Annotated in this window: 17 protein-coding genes; 9 read left to right on the forward strand and 8 right to left on the reverse strand. The window is 47.4% G+C overall.

The features are described from left to right. Positions 1-13 precede the first annotated feature (13 nt). The 4 genes from phnX to R3P39_RS11235 all read left to right on the forward strand — a co-directional run bounded on the left by phnX (position 14) and on the right by R3P39_RS11235 (position 3,898). On the forward strand, positions 14-823 hold the full coding sequence (gene phnX / locus R3P39_RS11220) for a phosphonoacetaldehyde hydrolase (RefSeq protein ID WP_336567551.1): 810 nt from the start codon (positions 14-16) through the stop codon (positions 821-823). Further along, entirely contained in the window at positions 823-2,241 is a 1,419-nt protein-coding gene (locus tag R3P39_RS11225; RefSeq protein WP_336567552.1) for an FAD-dependent oxidoreductase, read from the forward strand. The genes phnX and R3P39_RS11225 overlap by 1 nt, the downstream gene beginning before the upstream one ends. 191 nt (positions 2,242-2,432) lie before the next feature. Then, complete coding sequence (locus tag R3P39_RS11230; protein WP_336567553.1) at positions 2,433-3,125, forward strand: UTRA domain-containing protein; 693 nt, start codon at positions 2,433-2,435, stop codon at positions 3,123-3,125. A gap of 284 nt (positions 3,126-3,409) precedes the next feature. Beyond that, positions 3,410-3,898 carry a hypothetical protein gene (locus tag R3P39_RS11235; RefSeq protein WP_336567554.1) on the forward strand — a complete coding sequence of 163 codons (489 nt, stop codon included), beginning with the start codon at positions 3,410-3,412 and terminating at the stop codon, positions 3,896-3,898. Positions 3,899-4,283: 385 nt separating this feature from the next. Here the strand turns inward: R3P39_RS11235 and phnW are convergent, their stop codons facing one another. The 3 genes from phnW to R3P39_RS11250 form a co-directional block, all read right to left on the reverse strand. Continuing rightward, positions 4,284-5,390: a 2-aminoethylphosphonate--pyruvate transaminase gene (gene phnW, locus R3P39_RS11240; protein ID WP_336567555.1), complete on the reverse strand. Its 1,107-nt coding sequence runs from the start codon at positions 5,388-5,390 to the stop codon at positions 4,284-4,286. 158 nt (positions 5,391-5,548) lie between these two features. After that, positions 5,549-6,562 carry a UDP-glucose 4-epimerase GalE gene (gene galE / locus R3P39_RS11245; protein ID WP_336567556.1) on the reverse strand — a complete coding sequence of 338 codons (1,014 nt, stop codon included), beginning with the start codon at positions 6,560-6,562 and terminating at the stop codon, positions 5,549-5,551. Between the two features lie 63 nt (positions 6,563-6,625). Next, positions 6,626-7,513: a hypothetical protein gene (locus R3P39_RS11250; RefSeq protein ID WP_336567557.1), complete on the reverse strand. Its 888-nt coding sequence runs from the start codon at positions 7,511-7,513 to the stop codon at positions 6,626-6,628. Positions 7,514-7,653: 140 nt separating this feature from the next. Between R3P39_RS11250 and R3P39_RS11255 the strand changes: the two genes are divergently transcribed. The 3 genes from R3P39_RS11255 (at position 7,654) to yjjG (ending at position 9,826) form a co-directional block, all read left to right on the forward strand. Continuing rightward, positions 7,654-8,553, forward strand: coding sequence for a phosphoribulokinase (locus R3P39_RS11255; protein ID WP_336569298.1), 900 nt, complete (start codon positions 7,654-7,656; stop codon positions 8,551-8,553). 65 nt (positions 8,554-8,618) lie between these two features. Continuing rightward, positions 8,619-9,149 carry an inosine/xanthosine triphosphatase gene (gene yjjX / locus R3P39_RS11260; RefSeq protein WP_336567558.1) on the forward strand — a complete coding sequence of 177 codons (531 nt, stop codon included), beginning with the start codon at positions 8,619-8,621 and terminating at the stop codon, positions 9,147-9,149. Next, a complete protein-coding gene (gene yjjG / locus R3P39_RS11265; protein ID WP_336567559.1) occupies positions 9,149-9,826 on the forward strand; it encodes a pyrimidine 5'-nucleotidase in 678 nt (225 codons plus the stop codon). The genes yjjX and yjjG overlap by 1 nt, the downstream gene beginning before the upstream one ends. Positions 9,827-9,880: 54 nt before the next feature. Here the strand turns inward: yjjG and rlmB are convergent, their stop codons facing one another. From rlmB to R3P39_RS11290, 5 genes are all read right to left on the reverse strand, one after another. Next, complete coding sequence (rlmB, locus tag R3P39_RS11270) at positions 9,881-10,621, reverse strand: 23S rRNA (guanosine(2251)-2'-O)-methyltransferase RlmB (protein WP_336567560.1); 741 nt, start codon at positions 10,619-10,621, stop codon at positions 9,881-9,883. Between the two features lie 15 nt (positions 10,622-10,636). After that, positions 10,637-13,102, reverse strand: a complete 2,466-nt coding sequence (rnr, locus tag R3P39_RS11275) for a ribonuclease R (RefSeq protein ID WP_336567561.1) — start codon at positions 13,100-13,102, stop codon at positions 10,637-10,639. Between the two features lie 79 nt (positions 13,103-13,181). Continuing rightward, positions 13,182-15,368 (reverse strand): hybrid sensor histidine kinase/response regulator, encoded by a 2,187-nt coding sequence (locus R3P39_RS11280; protein WP_336567562.1) that lies wholly within the window; start codon positions 15,366-15,368, stop codon positions 13,182-13,184. A 102-nt stretch (positions 15,369-15,470) separates the two neighbouring features. Continuing rightward, complete coding sequence (locus R3P39_RS11285) at positions 15,471-16,076, reverse strand: response regulator transcription factor (protein WP_336567563.1); 606 nt, start codon at positions 16,074-16,076, stop codon at positions 15,471-15,473. Further along, positions 16,070-17,167 carry a sensor histidine kinase gene (locus R3P39_RS11290; protein WP_336567564.1) on the reverse strand — a complete coding sequence of 366 codons (1,098 nt, stop codon included), beginning with the start codon at positions 17,165-17,167 and terminating at the stop codon, positions 16,070-16,072. Before R3P39_RS11290 ends, R3P39_RS11285 begins: the two co-directional genes overlap by 7 nt. Positions 17,168-17,334: 167 nt before the next feature. Here R3P39_RS11290 and R3P39_RS11295 point away from each other — a divergent pair, with 167 nt between their 5' ends. Continuing rightward, entirely contained in the window at positions 17,335-18,198 is an 864-nt protein-coding gene (locus R3P39_RS11295; RefSeq protein WP_336569300.1) for a DMT family transporter, read from the forward strand. Beyond that, positions 18,195-18,908 carry a glycerophosphodiester phosphodiesterase gene (locus R3P39_RS11300; protein ID WP_336567565.1) on the forward strand — a complete coding sequence of 238 codons (714 nt, stop codon included), beginning with the start codon at positions 18,195-18,197 and terminating at the stop codon, positions 18,906-18,908. The genes R3P39_RS11295 and R3P39_RS11300 overlap by 4 nt, the downstream gene beginning before the upstream one ends. Positions 18,909-18,941: the final 33 nt, after the last annotated feature.

Raw genomic sequence — 18,941 nt, forward strand, 5'->3', positions numbered from 1 at the left:
GAGTCTTAGCAACATGAAACACATTGAAGCGTTAATTTTGGATTGGGCTGGTACTGTGGTCGACTATGGTTCGATTGCCCCCACCAGCATTTTTGTTGAAGCATTTAAGCAGGCGTATCAATTTGATATTTCCTTAGCTGAAGCGCGCGGCCCGATGGGTATGGGCAAATGGGATCACATTAATACCTTGCTGCAAATGGACAGCGTCCGCACCCGCTGGATAACGCAATTTGGTCAGGCACCGAGTGCGGCAGATGTTGACCATATTTATCAAACCTTTATGCCACTTCAGCAAGCAAAAGTCGCCGACCGAGCAGCCCCCATTCCGGGCGTACTTGCGGTGATCAAACGTTTGCAACAACAAGGCGTTAAGATTGGCAGTTGCTCTGGGTATCCCAAGCCGGTGATGGACGTACTAGTGCCTGCCGCTGCCGATTATGGTTACCAGCCAGATTGTGTGGTTGCCAGTGATGAGTGCGTGGCTGGCTCTCGCCCTGGCCCTTGGATGGCGCTAGAAAACGTACAACAACTTGGAATAAATCGCGTATCAGGATGCGTAAAAGTCGATGATTCCGCACCGGGAATTAGCGAGGGGTTAAATGCCGGCATGTGGACCGTTGGACTTGCGTTAACGGGTAATGCGGTGGGGCTTAGCGAAGAAGAATGGACTGCGCTCAGTCACGAAGAGCAAAGAGCACGCTCACTGAGTGCCTATCAGCAGCTTGGCGAGGCCGGTGCGCATTATGTGATTGATTCACTTGCCGACATCGAAATGGTCTTGGTGGATATTTCTGCTCGTATCGCCCGTGGAGAGCGCCCGTAATGCGTTTTCAGCCTTTTTGGTTTGATGAAGCAATCACTCAAACCGATATTGAAGCCGCAGCAAGCGCGCCGCCTCATGGCGCGTTGGATACCCAAGTTTGTATCATAGGTGGCGGCTTTACTGGCCTTTGGACAGCCATAGCGCTGAAAAAGCAAAAACCTGAGCTGAATATCGCCATTATTGAAAAAGACCTCTGTGGACAAGGCGCCTCGGGGCGTAATGGTGGAGCTATGCTGACATGGTCGACTAAATTTGCCAGCTTAATTAAAGAGTTTGGCTTAGAGCAAGCCTGCTTTTTAGTACGCCAGTCAGAGCAGGCCGTTCATGATATTAAAGCCTTTACCAGTAAACACGGGATTGAATGTGATTGCCGTGTTGATGGTGCTTACTATACGGCTTCAAATCACAGCCAGCGCAATGCCTTTGGCCCCATTATCACCCTACTCGAGCAACACCAGCTTAATGCGTGGCAAAGACTGGATAAATCGCAGTTACAAGCAACCGGCTCTAATGCCAACCTTGCTGGAATTTACTCCCCCCACGGGGGTAGTGTTCAACCCGCCAAGCTTGTGCGTGGACTAATGAAGGTGGCAAAAACCCTTGGGGTCAAGGTATTTGAACACACCCGCTACCTAAAGCACCAAGGCCAAGACACACTAACCATTACCACAGACAAAGGCGAGATCAGAGCCAATCAGCTGGTGTTTGCCGTTAATGCTTGGCTGCCAAGCTTATTGCCGCAATTTTCTCGCAGCGTGGTGTTGGTTTCGAGCGATATGGCGATCACCACACCAGCACCTGAAAAGCTTACGACAATGGGGTTGAACCATGGTGCTCCGGTGATTGATGCACGTATTTTTGTGAATTACTACCGCACCACCTCATGCGGTCGATTAATGCTTGGCAAAGGCGGGAACTATTTTAGTTTCAATAACCAAGTGAGAGACACCTTTCACCGCGCTAGCCGTTATCAAGCCATTCTTGAGCGCTCATTTAGCCATTTCTTTGCACATCACCAGCTTGAGATAGAAAGAACCTGGACCGGCCCCTCAGACCGAAGTGTTTCTGGCATGCCTTTCTTTGGTCACTTAAATGGTCAAGCTAATGTCTTTTATGGCAGCGGCTACTCGGGCAACGGCGTAGTGCAGTCCTATTTAGGTGGGCAAATCTTAGCGAGTCTACTGCTTAACCAACAGAACGACTGGCGTCACTGCGCTTTAGTCAACCAAACGCTTAAACAGTTCCCCGTCGAGCCATTTCGCACCGCGGGGGCTTTAATGGTGAGAAATGCCATTCGCCGTAAAGAAAACGCAGAAGATAACAATATGCCACCGCATAAACTCGATGTTTGGCTAAGCAAGCTTAGTGGCAGCGCAGCTAAATTAGATCCGAACGTGAAGCAGGAGTATATAAAGTGAATGCCATTATCGCGTTGCGCCGTTTTGATGATTTAGGAAAAGATCCGTGTTTAACCGTTTTACCTAGCAGTTATTGGTTTAGTCAGATAGAAGCCTATTTGGCGAGTTAGGCCAATCTGATTTTACAAGTCATATTTATCCTGTCATAAAACGATAGTAAGCTTGTCACAAAAGGTTTTATCGACTCTATTATGCTGCTTTATCAACGTATTCGAAACCATATCCAAACGCTGCTAGCCGCTGGCAGCATGACGCCCGGTGCTAAATTGCCTTCAGAGCGTGCGCTGCAAGAAACATTTAGCTCAACACGGATCACCGTCCGTGAAGCCCTTGCACGACTAGAAGCCGAAGGACTTATCTTTAGCCAAAAGCGTCGCGGCTGGTTTGTCACGCCGGAAAAACTCAAATGGCATCCAGCTAAAAAAGTGAACTTTAACCACCTTGCCATTGAGCAGGGTTTTACGCCAACAACTCAAGTGGTAGCAATCAATCTTCCTTCCACTGCCCCTGAGTTTAGCGACTCATATTTTGACGGCCAGCCGGTGTATGAATTAACCCGAGTACGCGCGTTAGATGGTCGCGCAATCATGATGGAACAGATCTATTGTGCAGCCGAACGTTTTGCCGACTTACATAACCAACCGCTGGATGGTTCTATCACAGAAGTGATGTCGACCCACTACCAAGTTGACGTCAGCTTTGAACAGTGCGTGATAAGCGTCACCGTGCTACCCGATGATGTTGCCGACAAATTAGAAAAGAACAACGGCGCACCTTGCTTAAAGGTACTGCGCGCCCGCTATGACGCCGAGCAAGCATTGGTGGATTACAATATTGAATATTGGCTCCATGACGCCATCGAGATGATTGTTGAGGGCGTGTAACCCTCATACACGTAGGTCGTGCTTTAGCACGACAACCTTTCCTATCACCTGCGGTTGTCCTATTTTAGAAATAGCGCTAAGTTTAAATTCGGTACTCCCACATTTGACAACTGCAAGGAACATCAAGATGGCTAATTTTAATGAGCGACTTAAAAGCCTAGATCTGAGCCGAATAACACAGTTACACTTTAGCCACAATGATGTTTAAACGTGGGGCTTGATTGATAAAGTCAGTTGCGAATAACCCTCATTAGAAAACAAGATTGGAAATACGGAATTAGCTAATGAAAAAAGTGCATGAATGGATTATGGCTCCTCACATGATAGAAACGTCCTATGCATACCTCTTATCGTCCAAATTGATGTGGCAACACAATATAACTGTTTCAATTGTTCACGCAGCACTATCGTTAGAAATATTGTTTAAAAGCTTTCATGCTGAAGTATCCGGTAATGAAGGGCAAATAAACGAAAAATATAAATTAAAAACTGATGGTATCCTAAAAGGTAATGGCAAACATGATTTATTGAGCCTCTATGATTCACTACCAAAAGATATCAAGCGCTTGTTTGAAAGTGACTTTACTAGAGACATGCTTACAAAATACCGCAAAGTTTTTGTGGATAGTAGATATGTTTATGAGAGGGGTGCTATTTCTGGGGGGTCAGATGCACTGGCATCAATTGCTGATAAGTTGATCAGAAAAACTGTTGAAATATACAAACAGCGTGGGTGCGATGATATATGGATAACTCAATACCCTAATGTTTAATTTATATTGGAATACGACCATTGCTTACGCGGTGTTTATTACATACACCAGAGACTTTCTAGCTTCTGTTAGCACAGCGATGTTCTGCGATTTGGTATAGCGTGATTTTTCTTAGTTAGCCTCATGCTTTAATGAGTGCAGAATCACTTTATGGGGAGGTGACAGTCCAGATTAGGCCATCGTTAACACAATTGAAGATTCGCTACTCATTTATTTAGATAAAGGGGTGTAACCCCTTAACCCATCGCCGCGTAAAGCGCCTCCCACCCTAACGGTTTACCAGTATATTGCTTTCGCGATTGAAGATTCCCTACTCATTTATTTAGCTAAAGGGGTGTAACCCCCTTAACCCATCGCCGCGTAAAGCGGCTCCTACTCTGATGGTTTACCAGTATTTTGCTTGTGCGATAGCTTCAAGTAGCCCAGTAATATCTGCGGCATACACTTCGCCAATATTACCAATCCTAAAGCAATCTGCGTTTGATACTTTACCGGGATAAATCACATACCCTTTTTGTTTCAATGCTTCGTAAAAGTGTTTGAAGTCATAGCTTTCGTCACTTGGTGAGTAAAAAGAAGTGATAATAGGTGAATGCATGGCTTCTTGTAACAAGGCTTCAAAACCAAGGGCTTTCATGCCACTAACGAGCTGCTTTTGATTTTCGCTGTAACGCTTAAATCGCGCAGAGACGCCTCCCTCTTGCGCCAATTCTTCCAGTGCTTTGGCAAATGCTCTGACAACATGCGTTGGTGAAGTAAAACGCCATTTACCGTGATGGCTTTCCATGGTTTTCCACTGAGCGTGGAGATCCAAAGAGAGCGAACGTGCTTGTCCTTCAGAGGCAACCAAAAGCGCGGTTTTTGCGATCACAAAGCCAAAACCTGGGACTCCTTGAATACACTTATTTGCTGAGCTAATGAGGATATCAATTTGCCACTCGTGCATATCCATCTCAATGCCACCAAAACTGCTCATGGCATCAAGGATCATTACTTTGTTGTGATGTTTCACAAGCTCCGCTACGCGTTTAGCCGGATTCAGCATACCCGTTGTGGTTTCGCAGTGTACCATTGCCACATGGGTGATCTCAGGGTGTTGCTCAAGCGCTTGTGAGATCTGCTCAAGTTGCGGCAATTCGGTTTCAATAAAGTTGAGCGCTATCACATTTATATTTAGATAATTGGCTATCTCAATAATACGCGCACCATAGGCACCATTATTGATAACCAGTAAAGTGCCAGACTGAGGAATAAAAGTTCCAATAGCCGCTTCGACACTTGCTGTTCCACTGCCCTGCATTAAGGCTGCACTGTAGTCGCTGCGATATTGTGGATCTACCACCGCAATTTCACAAAGCTGCTTGCGAATGACTTGCACCACCCCTTGGTTATATTCATCATCCCAAGTGCACCAATCTTTCAACATGGCTTCTTTCACTGTGTGAGAGGTACTGAGTGGGCCTGGCGTCAGGAGTAAATAATCGTTGTTCATAACTTGCCTCTAAACTGGTCTATACCAGATTATTTAACCGAGTTTAGGTGACAACAGCGTGACATTTTTATGAAGCTAAAGTTGATTGCTGGGGTGTTTATTGAAATCTCGCCTTAACCATAAGTAGCCAAGGCGAGAAGAAACGGCCAATCTTGAGTTTATCTGTAGCCGTTTGGATTTTTGCTTTGCCAGCGCCATGTATCTACCATCATGGCATCGAGACCACGCTCGGCTTGCCAACCGAGTTCAGCTTTGGCTTTTTCCGGGGCAGCGTAACAGGCGGCAATATCACCATCACGACGCGGTTTAATTTCGTAAGGTACGGTTTTACCCGCGGCTTTTTCAAACGCGGTAACCATTTCTAGTACCGAGTAGCCATTGCCGGTGCCTAAGTTATAAATATGCGTGCCTGCTGCTGCCGCGATTTTTTCCAGTGCTTTTAAATGGCCAATCGCCAGGTCAACAACATGAATATAATCTCTTACGCCGGTGCCGTCTTTGGTGTCATAGTCATTACCAAAAACACCTAAGCTCGCCAACTTACCCACGGCAACCTGTGAGATGTAGGGCAGTAAGTTATTGGGAATGCCATTGGGATCTTCACCAATTAACCCCGACTCATGGGCGCCTACCGGATTAAAGTAGCGCAAAATGGCAAAGGCCCAGCGTGGGTCTGACTTAGCCACATCTTGCAGCACCATTTCCACCATTAGCTTAGAGGTACCATACGGATTGGTGGTGCCACCAACCGGGAAGTCTTCACGGATAGGTAAGCTTGCCGGGTCGCCATACACAGTGGCTGATGAACTAAACACCAGCTTAAACACCTCCGCCTCGCGCATGGCATCGAGCAAGGTTAGTGTGCCTTGCACATTATTTTGGTAATACTCGATGGGCTTTTGCACTGACTCCCCCACCGCCTTGAGTCCGGCAAAGTGGATCACTTCGGTAATGGCATATTGCGAAAAAATAGAGTCTAGAAAGGCCTTATCAAGAATGTCCCCTTGATGAAAAATCGCTTCCTTGCCAGTAATTTCTGCTACTCGCTGTAATGCGGTTTGTTGCGAGTTGCTGAGGTTATCAATCACCACTACTTGTTTGCCCAGCTGCAGTAGCTCCAATACGGTGTGGGAGCCTATATACCCAGCGCCACCGGTGACTAGTATCGCCATACTATTTCCTATCTTGATAAGTTAATTTTGCAGTGCTTGTTATTGTATACAAGTTTACTGCGGTTAGTCTGCCCCACTGGCGCAAACAAAGGCCAGTTTTTGTTGCTGAAAGCTGATCCGAGAAATATTGGTTTCACAGTAACTCGAGAGGTTACTCATTAAATGCACTTTTTTCGGCGCGCTAAGGTCACGGTAGTAGATGCGATTATCGAGTGCATAGGCAATTCGGTTTTTATCCAGCCAAGTATAGTCTTGCACCTGCTTTGGCAAAGCAAAAAAGCGCTCAATATGGTCGTTACTGGGCTGGTAAGTGGCAAACCACATTTGATTATTAACCAAGTAACTAAAACCAAATACACCCCGCGCGGCATTAAAGGTTAAGGTGCGGCCAATGTCTTCGGCGATGATTTCTGGTCGATGACCACGAGCGTCGGTGTATTGCAGTGTATGAGGGAGGTGTTCATTGGCACCTAAAATAAATAAAATTAAATCTTGGTTTGCGCCCCAAGCGTGATAGCCCACCGGCTTGATGTGCTCAAATACTTTCTGGCGTGGCTGGTTGCTATCAAACGGGTAGAACCACAGTCTTTGCGCGCCAGACGACTCCACCACAATAGTGCTTAGCCCTTCCCCATTGGGGTGTAAAGTCGGTGAGTATTCTGACTCAGGGCTCATAGTGAGGTTGCTGGTGGCATGCTCATCAAAGTTATAAAAAAACAGATCCGTTTGCTGGGTGTCGCCAGCAATCACTTCCTTGGTGTAGTAAACGCCATTGTCCACCACCACAGGCTGGTTATGGTAAGCGCCATCATCGGTAATGGGGCGGGCATGAAAAGCGGGTTCTAGTTCGGCCAGCCAGATTTGGCTTTTTGGCATTTGTGCCGCCCCAGGTAAGCTACAGAGCGCGGCCAGTAGGCCTGCTGCAAACTTGCCGCGAAATGATGTAAGCATGACTAATTCCTTGCGATTATAATTTTCGTTATTAATTTACTGTAGCAATGATACCCAAGCTAGGTTCACAAGCAAAGCTTGCCAAAAACTTGTCTTCGCGTAACATCGAATTAACGCAGCACAAATTTGTAGGCAAGATGATGTCAGATAAACACCCCATTATCGCGATCACCGGTAGTTCTGGTGCCGGCACCACCACCACCACCAGCGCCATCAAACATATTTTCCGTAGCCTGAATACTAAGGCTGCCTATGTTGAAGGCGACAGTTTCCACCGCTACACGCGACCAGAAATGGATAAGTTGCGCCGTGAAGCCCAGCAAGAAGGGAAACACATTAGCTACTTTGGTGAGGAGGCCAATGATTTTGGGGCCTTGGCAGAGCTGTTTAAAAGCTATGGTGAAACCGGTAATGGCAAAGTGCGCCGTTATCTGCATACCTTTGATGATGCCGTCCCCTACAATCAGCTGCCAGGCACATTTACCCCCTACCAAGCACTGGATAACGACACCGACATGCTATTCTATGAAGGCCTTCATGGCGGTGTGGTGACCCCAGAGCACGATGTTGCCAGCCACGTTGACTTATTAATTGGCATGGTGCCTATCATCAACTTGGAGTGGATCCAAAAATTGATCCGCGATACCAGTGAGCGCGGTCACTCTAAAGAAGCGGTGATGTCGTCTATTGTGCGCTCTATGGATGATTATATTAATCATATTACGCCGCAGTTTTCCCGTACCCATATTAATTTTCAGCGCGTGCCAACGGTTGACACCTCGAACCCCTTTAGCGCCAAAGACATTCCATCATTGGATGAGTCGTTTGTGGTGATCCGCTTTCGCGGCATCGACGAAGTCAATTTTCCTTATTATCTGCAAATGATAGAAGGCAGCTTTATGTCTCGAGTTAATACACTGGTGGTGCCCGGTGGCAAGATGGCCTTAGCCATGGAGTTAGTGCTAACACCACTAATAAGAGAGCTGCTGGTAAAAAAGCGCGCCTATGAAAATATGGCCCCTGTGGATTTACCCATCTAACGAGGCAGTTGCACCTCTACTCAGCAGCCTTTACACTGTCGTTTTTCAGCGCACAGGTAGGCAAGATGGAAAAACTCACGGTGTTAGTGGGTTCGAAAAACCCGGTAAAAATAAACGCAGCAAAGCGTATTTTTCAGCAGTATTTTAGCCACGCAGAAATAGACTGTATTGGCATTGCTGCGCCAAGCCAAGTTGCCGATCAACCGTTAGGAGAAGAGCAAACCCGACTGGGGGCGCAAAACCGCGTACTCTTCTTGCAGCAACATCACCAAGCCGATTATTACTGCGCCATGGAAGGGGGAGCGGCAAAGTTTGATTACGGTGCCGCCACTTTTGCTTATGTAGTGATCGCTTCAGATACTCGAACCAGCATTGGTCGCAGTTGTAATTTACCACTGCCAGCAAAGGTCTATCAGCGTCTCGAGCAAGGCGAAGAGCTCGGATTAGTGATGGACGACCTGTTTAACACCAAAAATATTAAACAACAAGGGGGTGCCATTGGCCTACTTACCAATCACCTAGCCACCCGTGAAAGCAGTTATACTCAAGCCTTGTTACTTGCAATGGCGCCTTTTAACCACCCAGAGTTGTACTAATGCGTTATAGCCATATTCTTTTTGATGCCGACGAAACCCTATTTAGTTTTAATGCCCAATTGGGCCTAGAAAAGCTTTTTGCGCAATACGGTATTGATTTCACCGAGCAAGATTATCAACACTATAGCCAGTTGAATGCGCCATTGTGGGTGCAGTATCAAAATGGTGAGATTGACGCCAAAACCCTGCAAGTTACGCGCTTTCAACATTGGGCAGAAAAGCTTGATGTGGCGCCACAAACGCTCAATGATGGCTTTTTGGATGCCATGGCCGAAATTTGCTTACCGCTTCCAGGCGCCCGCTCACTGCTCGACGCGCTACAGGGTAAATGCACCTTAGCCATCATCACCAATGGCTTTGCAGCATTGCAACAGCGCCGTCTAGAGCATACAGGCTTAGCCGATCGTTTCAGTCACGTGGTGATCTCTGAGTTGGTTGGTCGCGCTAAACCCGACCCCAGTATTTTTGCCCATACCTTTGAGCTGCTCGGTGAACCGGAAAAGTCTAAGGTATTAATGGTAGGGGATACGCCAGCCAGCGATATTTTGGGCGCCAACCGCTTTGGCATCGACAGCTGCTGGTTACAACATCCGGGACAAAGCTGCCCTGAGCATATTAAGCCCACCTATACGGTGACTTCGTTGCAGCAGTTAGAAAGGTTATTATTGGCTGACTAAGCCGTTGAATAAGAATAGCTAACGCTGCTCGGCATCGAGCAGCGTTGATTTAGATCACAGCGCGGTACGCTGTCTTAGTACTTCAAATAAGCATATCCCAGTTGCCACCGACACGTTTAAGCTTGAAACGGTGCCGACCATTGGAATTTTAACCAGCTCATCGCAATGCTCACGGGTTAAGCGGCGCATACCATCGCCTTCGGCTCCCATCACTACCGCCATTGGGCCAGTCAAGTTGGCATTAAAGAGTGTGGTGTCAGTTTCACCAGCAGTGCCGACCACCCAAACTCCTGCTTCTTTAATATCGCGCAGCGTTCTGGCCAAGTTAGTGACCTGAATAAATGGTACGGTTTCAGCGGCACCACAGGCAACCTTGCGCGCCGTGCCATTAAGCTTGGCGGACTTATCTTTTGGCACAATAACGCCGTGAACTCCAGCGGCATCGGCGCTACGTAAGCAAGCACCAAGGTTATGGGGATCAGTAACCCCGTCTAACACCAAGAAAAATGGCGTAGTCTCTTTGGCGATGATGTCATCAAGATCTTTTTCATTTAGCGTGCGCGCCGCTTTAACGTTGGCAATAATCCCTTGGTGCTGCTCGTCTTTGGCTTTGTTATCAAGGGCTTTGCGCTGCATAAACTGCACCGAAATACCAAACTTACGGGCCTCATTAACGACCGCAGTTAGGCGCTTATCGTCACGTCCCTTTAAGGCATAAATTTCTAAAAAGCGCTCTGGGGCGCTGCGTAAAATGGCTTCCACTGAATGAAAGCCAAAAATTAACTCGTTACTCACTTTCAAGCTCCGGCTTTATGATTTATCGCGCTTTCTGGCGTTTTTACCTGGGCGCTTCGCTTTGCCCGCTTTGGGTTTCTTTTTTGCGTTGGCCTTTTTCTTGGCCTTAGCATTGCTGGCTTTTTTGCCTTTTTTTAGCTCACCCTTAGGGGTGGTTTTTTTGCGCTTTTTCTTTGCGCCTCCCTCTTCCTCATGCTGTTTGCTAGCCGCTTTTTTCGCGCCAGGCACCTTGCCCGTTTTTAGTTGCTCACGCACGCTTTTACCAGACTTTTTGCTGTTACTGCGGCGTCTAGCATAACGATCGGGCTGGCCTTCTTCGGCTAAGGCTAAGTTAATTCGGCGGTCATCGAGGCTGACCGAGGCAACCACAACATTGAGCTTATCACCTAAACGGAACACCGTGTGACTGTGCTCACCAATCAAACATTGCTTAGCACCATCAAAGTGAAAGTATTCATGGCCTAAGTTGCTGACGTGGATCATGCCATCAATTTGCAGCTCATCGAGCCTGACAAACAAGCCAAAATTGGTCACCGAAGAAATTACCCCAGTAAACTCACTGCCGACATGATCTTGCATAAATTCGCATTTCAGCCAGTCGGCCACTTCTCGGGTGGCATCATCAGCACGACGCTCGGTCATTGAACACTGCTCACCCAGCTGCTTAGCTTCTTCTTCTGGGTAATCGTACTCACCGCTGACCTGCTGCCCTTGCTGTTTTAAAATGCCCTTAATAGCACGATGCACAACTAAATCGGGGTAACGACGGATGGGCGAAGTAAAGTGGGCATACGACTTTAACGCTAAGCCAAAGTGACCGATGTTTTCCGGCTGATATACTGCCTGCTTCATCGAGCGCAGCAACATGGTTTGGATCAGCTCTTTCTCCGGGCGTTCCCCTAATGCAATTAAAGCATCGGTTAATTCTTGCGGGGTGGGCTCATTACTGAGCTGGCTTTCAATGCCTAAATCTTGCAAGAATTGGCGGAACTGACTCAAACGCTCAGGGTCGGGTTCATCATGCACGCGGTATAAACAAGGCGCCTCGTGCTTTTCTAAAAGCTTCGCCGCCGAGACATTGGCCAAAATCATACACTCTTCAATGAGCTTATGGGCATCGTTACGCACAATCGGCACAATAGAATCAATCTTGCGGTGGGCATTAAACACAAAACGGGTTTCTAAAGTTTCAAATTCAATCGCACCACGCTCTTGCCGCGCCGCTTTTAGCGCCATGTACATCTTGTGTAGCTCGTTCAGGTGTGGCACTACAGGCGCATACTCGGCTTGCAGTTTTTCGTCACCTTGCAAGATTTTGTGCACCTTAGTGTAGGTAAGACGGGCATGGGAGTTCATTACCGCCTCATAAAAGCGATAGCCCGATAAACGCCCAGCGGCAGAAACCGTCATCTCTGCTACCATACACAATCTATCGACTTCAGGGTTAAGTGAGCATAAGCCATTGGAGAGCACCTTGGGCAACATAGGTACTACCTGCTCAGGAAAATACACTGAGTTGCCCCGTTCAATCGCCTCTTTGTCGAGTGCCGTGCCTTTGCCAACGTAATGAGAAACATCGGCAATGGCCACCCATAAGCGCCAACCACCGGACTTTTTCGGCTCACAGAATACCGCATCATCGAAGTCGCGCGCGTCTTCACCGTCAATGGTCACCAGCGGTAAATCTCGCAGATCGACACGGCCGCTTTTGGCCTCTTCAGCTACAAACTCACCTAAACCGGCCACTTGCTGCTCTACCGCCTCTGGCCAAACATGAGGAATATCGTGGTTACGCAGCGCCACCTCAATTTCCATCCCCGGAGCCATATGGTCGCCGAGTACTTCGAGGACCTTGCCGACGGCATTCATTTGCTTGCTCGGACTTTGGGTAATTTCGACCTGCACCATTTGATTATGACGGGCGCCATTTTCTTGCCCCGGTTGAATAATAATATCTTGGCAAATACGTGGGTCTTCTGGCACCACCACAGCCATGCCGTGCTCCACAAAGTAGCGACCCACCACCGGGGTGCGTTCTTTATCCAGCACGCGCACAATGCGAGCATCGACTTTCCCGCCTGAGCCGCGGCTGCCAGCTTTTGCCAATACCCAGTCGCCGTGCAGCACACGCTCCATCTGATATTTGGTGATAAACCAGTCTTTTGCTTCGCCTTCAACTTCTAAAAAGCCAAAACCGTCACGATGCCCTATCACTCTACCCTTAACCAAGCCATCATCGCTGGGGATGACGTAGCATTTAAATTTATTAAAATGCAGCTGGCCATCGCGCTCCATGGCACGCAAACGTCGCTTAAAGGCAATCTGACGTTCGTCGTCGAGGACTTTTAGGTCGTTGCAAAGCTGCGAAAAAGAAGCGGGCTTAGTCGCGTTTTTGATGTGCTCTAAAATAAACTCGCGACTGGGAACGGGGTTTTCGTATTTTTCTTGCTCTCGGTTGAGATAGGGATCCTGTTTTGGCATTACTTTCTTGTTGAATAAATTATGACTTTATTTTAACGCAAAATATCGTAATGACCTAGGTTAAGTTCGATGAAACTTTTTATGCAGTTAAATCTTTTTCCGCTTGCGGGTCACCTGGCTGAATAACTTGATTATGTAGCTCCATTAAACGCTCCACCGACTGCCGAGCTACTCCGGCCAGCGCATCCCAATCAATATACTCATCACTGAAGCGTAACTGCTGCGCAATCGCCTGAGTCAACTCAGCAAAATTCACCATGCCTAGCTGCAAAGCTTCTTGCTCAATATAACTCAGTTTTTCACTGGCTAAATCGATGATATTTAATTCCGCCAGTCCTTTAATTTGCGCAATTTCATACTCAAACCGATCGGCTAAATACATCAACTTGGTCGCTAGCACTTGCGGCTCTTGCTGTTCAACACAGGCCATAAAGCGCGCTTGATCCACTAAACTTTTACACTCCAGCCTTGAGGCCTTCGCCTTACTGACTCGCTGCATGGTGGTATACAGCTGTCTTGGAGTAACAGGCTTAGTTAAACACTCTTGCATCCCAGCACGCAAACAATCACGTCGCAGCTGCGGCTCACTATCACCAGTCAGGGCAATGACTGGTACTTCCGAGTTGCAGCCGAGCTTTTGAAAGTCGCTTTTATACCACTGCAAGCCATTGCCATCGGGCAAGCGCATATCCAAAATCATCAGGCCATAATGGTGCTCTAACAAGGCCACTTCCGCTTCTTCAAGGGTTCTGACAATGCGATACTGGGTCACCATCTCCGCTAAATAATCATTCATTACCGCAATATTGATGGCGCTGTCTTCCACCACTAATACCGACAGTGGCAATAGCTCGCCACTTTTTGGCGCTTCAGCTTGTTGCTGCTCACCGAGCTCTGCAACAACACTAAAGCTAAAGGTGGTGCCTTTGCCTTGTTCACTTTGTACTTCAAACTCGGCATCAATACTATTAAGTAACTGCTTACACAGCACCAAGCCCACACCAGCACTTTCATTGATGGAGCTACTGCTGTCATTGCCAACAAACGGCGTAAACAGCTTGTCCAGTTGCTCTTGGCTGAGCCCCTTACCAGTATCGTTAATTAAAAACCGCAATGTTTGCTTGCCCATGCGCTCTGCTTCGGCCTCAATACACAGCGTTACACTGCCGCTATCGGTGTACTTAATGGCGTTAGAAAGTAAGTTTCTTAACACCAAAGCCAGAGTGTCTTGTTCAACTTGATGACTGTCTTCAGGGGTAATACCACTGACTTCGAGCTGTAAATCAAGGGCCTTGGCATTCGCTAAGGGTTGCAACAGGCGCAGCAACTCCTCACTTAAGCGCACCACCGAAACCGACGACTTATGCTGTTGAGTGTGCTCGCCTTTAGCTTGCAGCAATACCTGATTGGCCAAGTCTGACATCGACATCGCTGCATGGACAATGGTGTCGCACAACTGTTTATGCTTACCGGGCTCCCGCGGCACTTTCTTCAACGATTCCGCATGGCCAACAATGGCATTCAAGGGCGTTCTTAATTCGTGGCTTAACAGGGTTAAAAAGCGCTCCTTAGCCTGGGCATTTTGTTCTGCTTTGCGCTGCAAGGTTGCCAATTCTTTTTCTCTGCGACTGTTGCATAATAAACACAATGAAAAACACAGTAGCAAGGGCATCACAGAGACTGAAATAGAAAAGAATTTATTTACCCAATTCACTGTGGCCAGGGTATCCGCGGCAGAAAAACCTCCTACCATGACTAACCTCACCGTGAATACCATCAGCATGCATAAGCAGGAAAGCGCAAACGCCCAGTGCGCGGCACTAAAGTGTTGTGATAATCTATCTTGGCCTAGTATCAGTGCCCGTAAGCACATCACTAATGCCAGTGCCCAAAATAAATAATTGATCACCACTCGGGCAATAAAGTTGTAGTCAACATAGAGATAGAAGCCAAATGCCGGGACTGAGATCAGAGCTAGTAGGTACCATGGCCAGCGCAGCGCTGGCGTTTCAAAAAACAGTTCAACCCCTCGAGCGAGATAAAACAGCCCTAAGAACATTGCAACATTGGGAATAAAGATAGACCAGGTTAATGGCAAGGTGTTTGCCGCTAACAAGCTGCAACCAAAGCCTGTTAACACCGCAAATAATAGCCAATCCCGTATACCCGGCATGCCACGATTTAACAACCAGTTGACAACCATAAAGATTGCACACACTCCTGTGGTTATTGCGGTCATCAAAAGAAGTAGCTTGGGATCAACCATGGCACCTTAAATTAATACATTTTCATTACTTATTAAGGGTAAAGTATATTCACTGATTGATGCATTTTGAAGTGTAGCCCTAAAAATAATGATTACACTGAATTACAACCACCCTTTTTGCTTAGCAATCCTTGCTGCATCTACGCGATTAGTCGCATGTAATTTGGCAATGGCTTCCGATAGGTAATTACGCACCGTGCCCTCACTTAAAAAAAGTTGCTCTGCAATGCTTGCCGTTTTTAAGCCCTCCGATGCCAAACGCAGTGCTTTGCGCTCTTTGTCGCTGAGCGGATCGTTATCTTCCAATGCGTATAGGGCCAACTCGGGGTCAATGACTCGCTGCCCGGCATGGACCTTTTTCAAGGTTGAGACCAAGTAATCACTGGGCGCTTCTTTTAGCACAAAACCATGCACTCCAGTTGCCATTGCGCGGCGAATATACCCCGCTTTAGAGAACGTGGTCATGATCACTACCTTGCTTGATGACTGTTGCTGTTTGAGCTGCTGTGCCAGCTCTAAGCCGGTGACTTTTGGCATCTCGATATCGGTTAACACAATATCCACGTCAGCTAATGTGGCTAATCGACTTTTTGCTATGGCACCATTTTCGGCCTCTCCAACTACTTCTATCTCGGCATCTAACCCTAATAAAGCAGCAATGGCACCGCGCACCAGCGCCTGATCTTCAACGATAAAAACCTTTAACATACTGGCCTCTCAACGCGGGCGCTAAAACACACCCCCTGATTAATGTGATACTGAAACTGCACGTCCAATGCCTCTAACCGCTGACGCAAGCCACTGAGGCCATTGCCTTCGGTAATCGACTGCACCGCGCCATTTTCGCTTATCTGTAATACCACCGCTCCCGGCTGTTGCTGTAAGCTAATAGCGACTTTGTCGGCATCACTGTGACGGATAATATTGGTGCAAACTTCTTTGGCAAAGAAGCACAACCCCGATTCCACCTCGGCCTCAAGCTCAACACCTTGCAAAGTCAAGGTCACGGCAATGCCTTTGTCTTTTAGTCGCGAAGCCAGAATATGCAGCTGCGCATCCAGTGCTAGTTTATTGTAACCACTGACTGCTTGGCGCACTTCGCTCAATGCTTCTCGCGCTAAGGCGGCAACTTGCTGTGACTCGGCTTGCGCTTGCGACAGGGCATTGGCACTTATGAACTTGCCCGCCAACTCTGCTTTTAAGGCAATTGAGCTCAGCGAGTGACCAAGCAGATCATGTAAATCACGGGCAATGCGCTCTCGTTCTGCCACGGCACCTAAGCGCTTAATTTCGTCATCACTTTGGCGCTTCAGCTCACGGTGAATACGCTCGCGATACTCCATCCAGCCGAAAATAAATAAGCCTGTGGAAACACACAGCGCCGGCATTAAAAAGTACACCGAGTAATGACCAACAATAAAATGAGTGGTGAGCAGTACCAGGGTAATTAACACCATAAAAGCGATTATTTTAAACGGCTTGGTCAAGCCAAAGCCGCAGAAAAAAGCGATAAAACCAAACAAAGAGCTGGCTCCTGTGGTGACAAAACTGCCTGCAACACAAAGTAAGGTCATCAGCACAATATTGCTGACTAACGTGTGACCGACAGCACTAATGCTGCGCCAATACAAAGCAACGAAAGCAAGGTAAATGACAAATTGCAACAGCAACTCGGTGAGACTGTTTTGCTGCCAAGTAAATACCAGCGGAAAAAAGTAAAAGGTAGAAAAGATAAGCGGTCCGGCATTCCAAAAAGAGCGCCGCTTATCTACCAAGGCAAAGTCAGTGGTCAGGGTCACTATTTACTCTCACGTATTTAAATAAGCTGTTGAATCATCATGTTTTTACCTAATATATCCGCAACTCATCAGAATAGATAGTGACACTTGTCATCAGCGCCGGCAACGCTATTCGAGTCTGCTTTAGCATGATAGACTGCTGCAAAAACCATCATCATGACAACACCATGCAACCACACCAATCTGCGCTGCTGTCGCTCCACAGTGCCGTGTTATTATTCGGCGGGACAGCATTATTTTCAAAATTGATCTCGCTGTCAGCGCTGGATATCACCGTATATCGAACCGCCATTGCTTTTGTTACCTTGCTAGCGATACTGGCGGTACAGCAGCAAAAGGTCTTCCTTAACCGTGGCAAAGACTATCTTACGGCGTTACTACTGGGTGTGATTGTGGGCTTACATTGGGTCACCTACTTTGCTGGCATGCAAATGGCAGGCGTCGCGGTGGGGATCATTGCCTTTTTTACCTATCCGGTGATCACGGTCTTTTTAGAGCCCTTGTTTACCCGCACCCGAGTGCAAAGCAAAGATGTGCTCAGTGCCGCGGCGGTGTTGTTTGGTATTTATTTGCTGGTTCCTGCGGCTGATTTGGGCAATCAAGTGACTTTAGGGGTGCTCACTGGGGTGGTATCTGGAGGGTTATTTGCTTTACGTAACCTATTGCAAAAGCAATATTTTTCCCACTACAGTGGGCCACAAACCATGCTCTATCAAACCTTGGTGGCCTGCGTGATGCTAGCCGCATTTGTGGAAGTTCCTCCCGGCTCCATCTCAAGCCAAAATGTCTGGTTATTACTACTAGCAGGCGCGGTCTTCACCGCCATTCCCCATGCGTTATTTGCCTCTAGCTTACGTTATTTATCGGCCACCACGGTGGGGTTAATTTCTTGCTTGCAACCATTGTACGCAGCGGTATTAGCTTATATTCTGTTGCAAGAGACGATGACGCTCACAACCCTCATTGGCGGGCTGTTGGTGATAAGCGCAGCCTGCTTTGAAACCTGGTCGATTACAAGGAAAAAAGCATGATTCAAGTGTTAGCACATCGCGGCGCCAGTGGCAGCTATCCAGAAAACACGCTGGCCGCCATCCAAGCTGCCTTAGATGTGGGGGTGGATGGGATTGAGTTGGATGTGCAAAGCTGTGCCGACGATTATGCCATTATTCATGATACTTGGCTTGATAGAACCACCAATGGCGTTGGCAGAGTCAATCAACAACCGCAATCTTACCTCGCGCAATTGGATGCCGGAAAAGGCCAAGGGATCCCTACTTTGCAGCAGGTATTTAATACCATAGGTACGCAAACTGACATAAACCTAGAGCTGAAACATACTTTTAGCCTTGATAAGTTTGTCGACTACATTGAAGACCACATTCAGCGCGGCGTGATCACTCGCGAGCAATTACTGCTCTCCTCTTTTGATCACCATCAGTTATTGTGGTTAAAGCAAAAATTACCTTGGGTGCGGATTGGCGCATTAACCGCCTCAATTCCAGTGCATTACGCGCAGTTTGCCGAATCACTCCATGCCTACAGTATCCATATGGATAAAAACTTTATTAATCATGAGTATGTGTTAGACGCCAAAACCCGTGGTCTCAAGGTATTTGCGTATACGGTCGATAAACAGCAAGATATAGAGTTAATGCTAGATTTGGGTGTGGATGGTATTTTTACCAACTTTCCCTGCCAAAGCAAGATGTACTTACAACGGATCGGTGCTTATGAACGCTAACTAGTTGTAAGCTTTGCCATTGTTATTCTAGTT

The sequence above is a fragment of the Pseudoalteromonas sp. UG3-2 genome, assembly GCF_037120705.1.
GTDB lineage: Bacteria > Pseudomonadota > Gammaproteobacteria > Enterobacterales > Alteromonadaceae > Pseudoalteromonas.

What these genes read in the sequence shown, in the direction of transcription:
- phnX (WP_336567551.1), top strand. Translation starts at nt 14, where the DNA reads ATGAAACACATTGAAGCGTTAATTTTGGATTGGGCTGGTACTGTGGTC.
- R3P39_RS11225 (WP_336567552.1), top strand. Translation starts at nt 823, where the DNA reads ATGCGTTTTCAGCCTTTTTGGTTTGATGAAGCAATCACTCAAACCGAT.
- R3P39_RS11230 (WP_336567553.1), top strand. Translation starts at nt 2,433, where the DNA reads ATGCTGCTTTATCAACGTATTCGAAACCATATCCAAACGCTGCTAGCC.
- R3P39_RS11235 (WP_336567554.1), top strand. Translation starts at nt 3,410, where the DNA reads ATGAAAAAAGTGCATGAATGGATTATGGCTCCTCACATGATAGAAACG.
- phnW (WP_336567555.1), bottom strand. Translation starts at nt 5,390, where the DNA reads ATGAACAACGATTATTTACTCCTGACGCCAGGCCCACTCAGTACCTCT.
- galE (WP_336567556.1), bottom strand. Translation starts at nt 6,562, where the DNA reads ATGGCGATACTAGTCACCGGTGGCGCTGGGTATATAGGCTCCCACACC.
- R3P39_RS11250 (WP_336567557.1), bottom strand. Translation starts at nt 7,513, where the DNA reads ATGCTTACATCATTTCGCGGCAAGTTTGCAGCAGGCCTACTGGCCGCG.
- R3P39_RS11255 (WP_336569298.1), top strand. Translation starts at nt 7,654, where the DNA reads ATGTCAGATAAACACCCCATTATCGCGATCACCGGTAGTTCTGGTGCC.
- yjjX (WP_336567558.1), top strand. Translation starts at nt 8,619, where the DNA reads ATGGAAAAACTCACGGTGTTAGTGGGTTCGAAAAACCCGGTAAAAATA.
- yjjG (WP_336567559.1), top strand. Translation starts at nt 9,149, where the DNA reads ATGCGTTATAGCCATATTCTTTTTGATGCCGACGAAACCCTATTTAGT.
- rnr (WP_336567561.1), bottom strand. Translation starts at nt 13,102, where the DNA reads ATGCCAAAACAGGATCCCTATCTCAACCGAGAGCAAGAAAAATACGAA.
- R3P39_RS11280 (WP_336567562.1), bottom strand. Translation starts at nt 15,368, where the DNA reads ATGGTTGATCCCAAGCTACTTCTTTTGATGACCGCAATAACCACAGGA.
- R3P39_RS11285 (WP_336567563.1), bottom strand. Translation starts at nt 16,076, where the DNA reads ATGTTAAAGGTTTTTATCGTTGAAGATCAGGCGCTGGTGCGCGGTGCC.
- R3P39_RS11295 (WP_336569300.1), top strand. Translation starts at nt 17,335, where the DNA reads ATGCAACCACACCAATCTGCGCTGCTGTCGCTCCACAGTGCCGTGTTA.
- R3P39_RS11300 (WP_336567565.1), top strand. Translation starts at nt 18,195, where the DNA reads ATGATTCAAGTGTTAGCACATCGCGGCGCCAGTGGCAGCTATCCAGAA.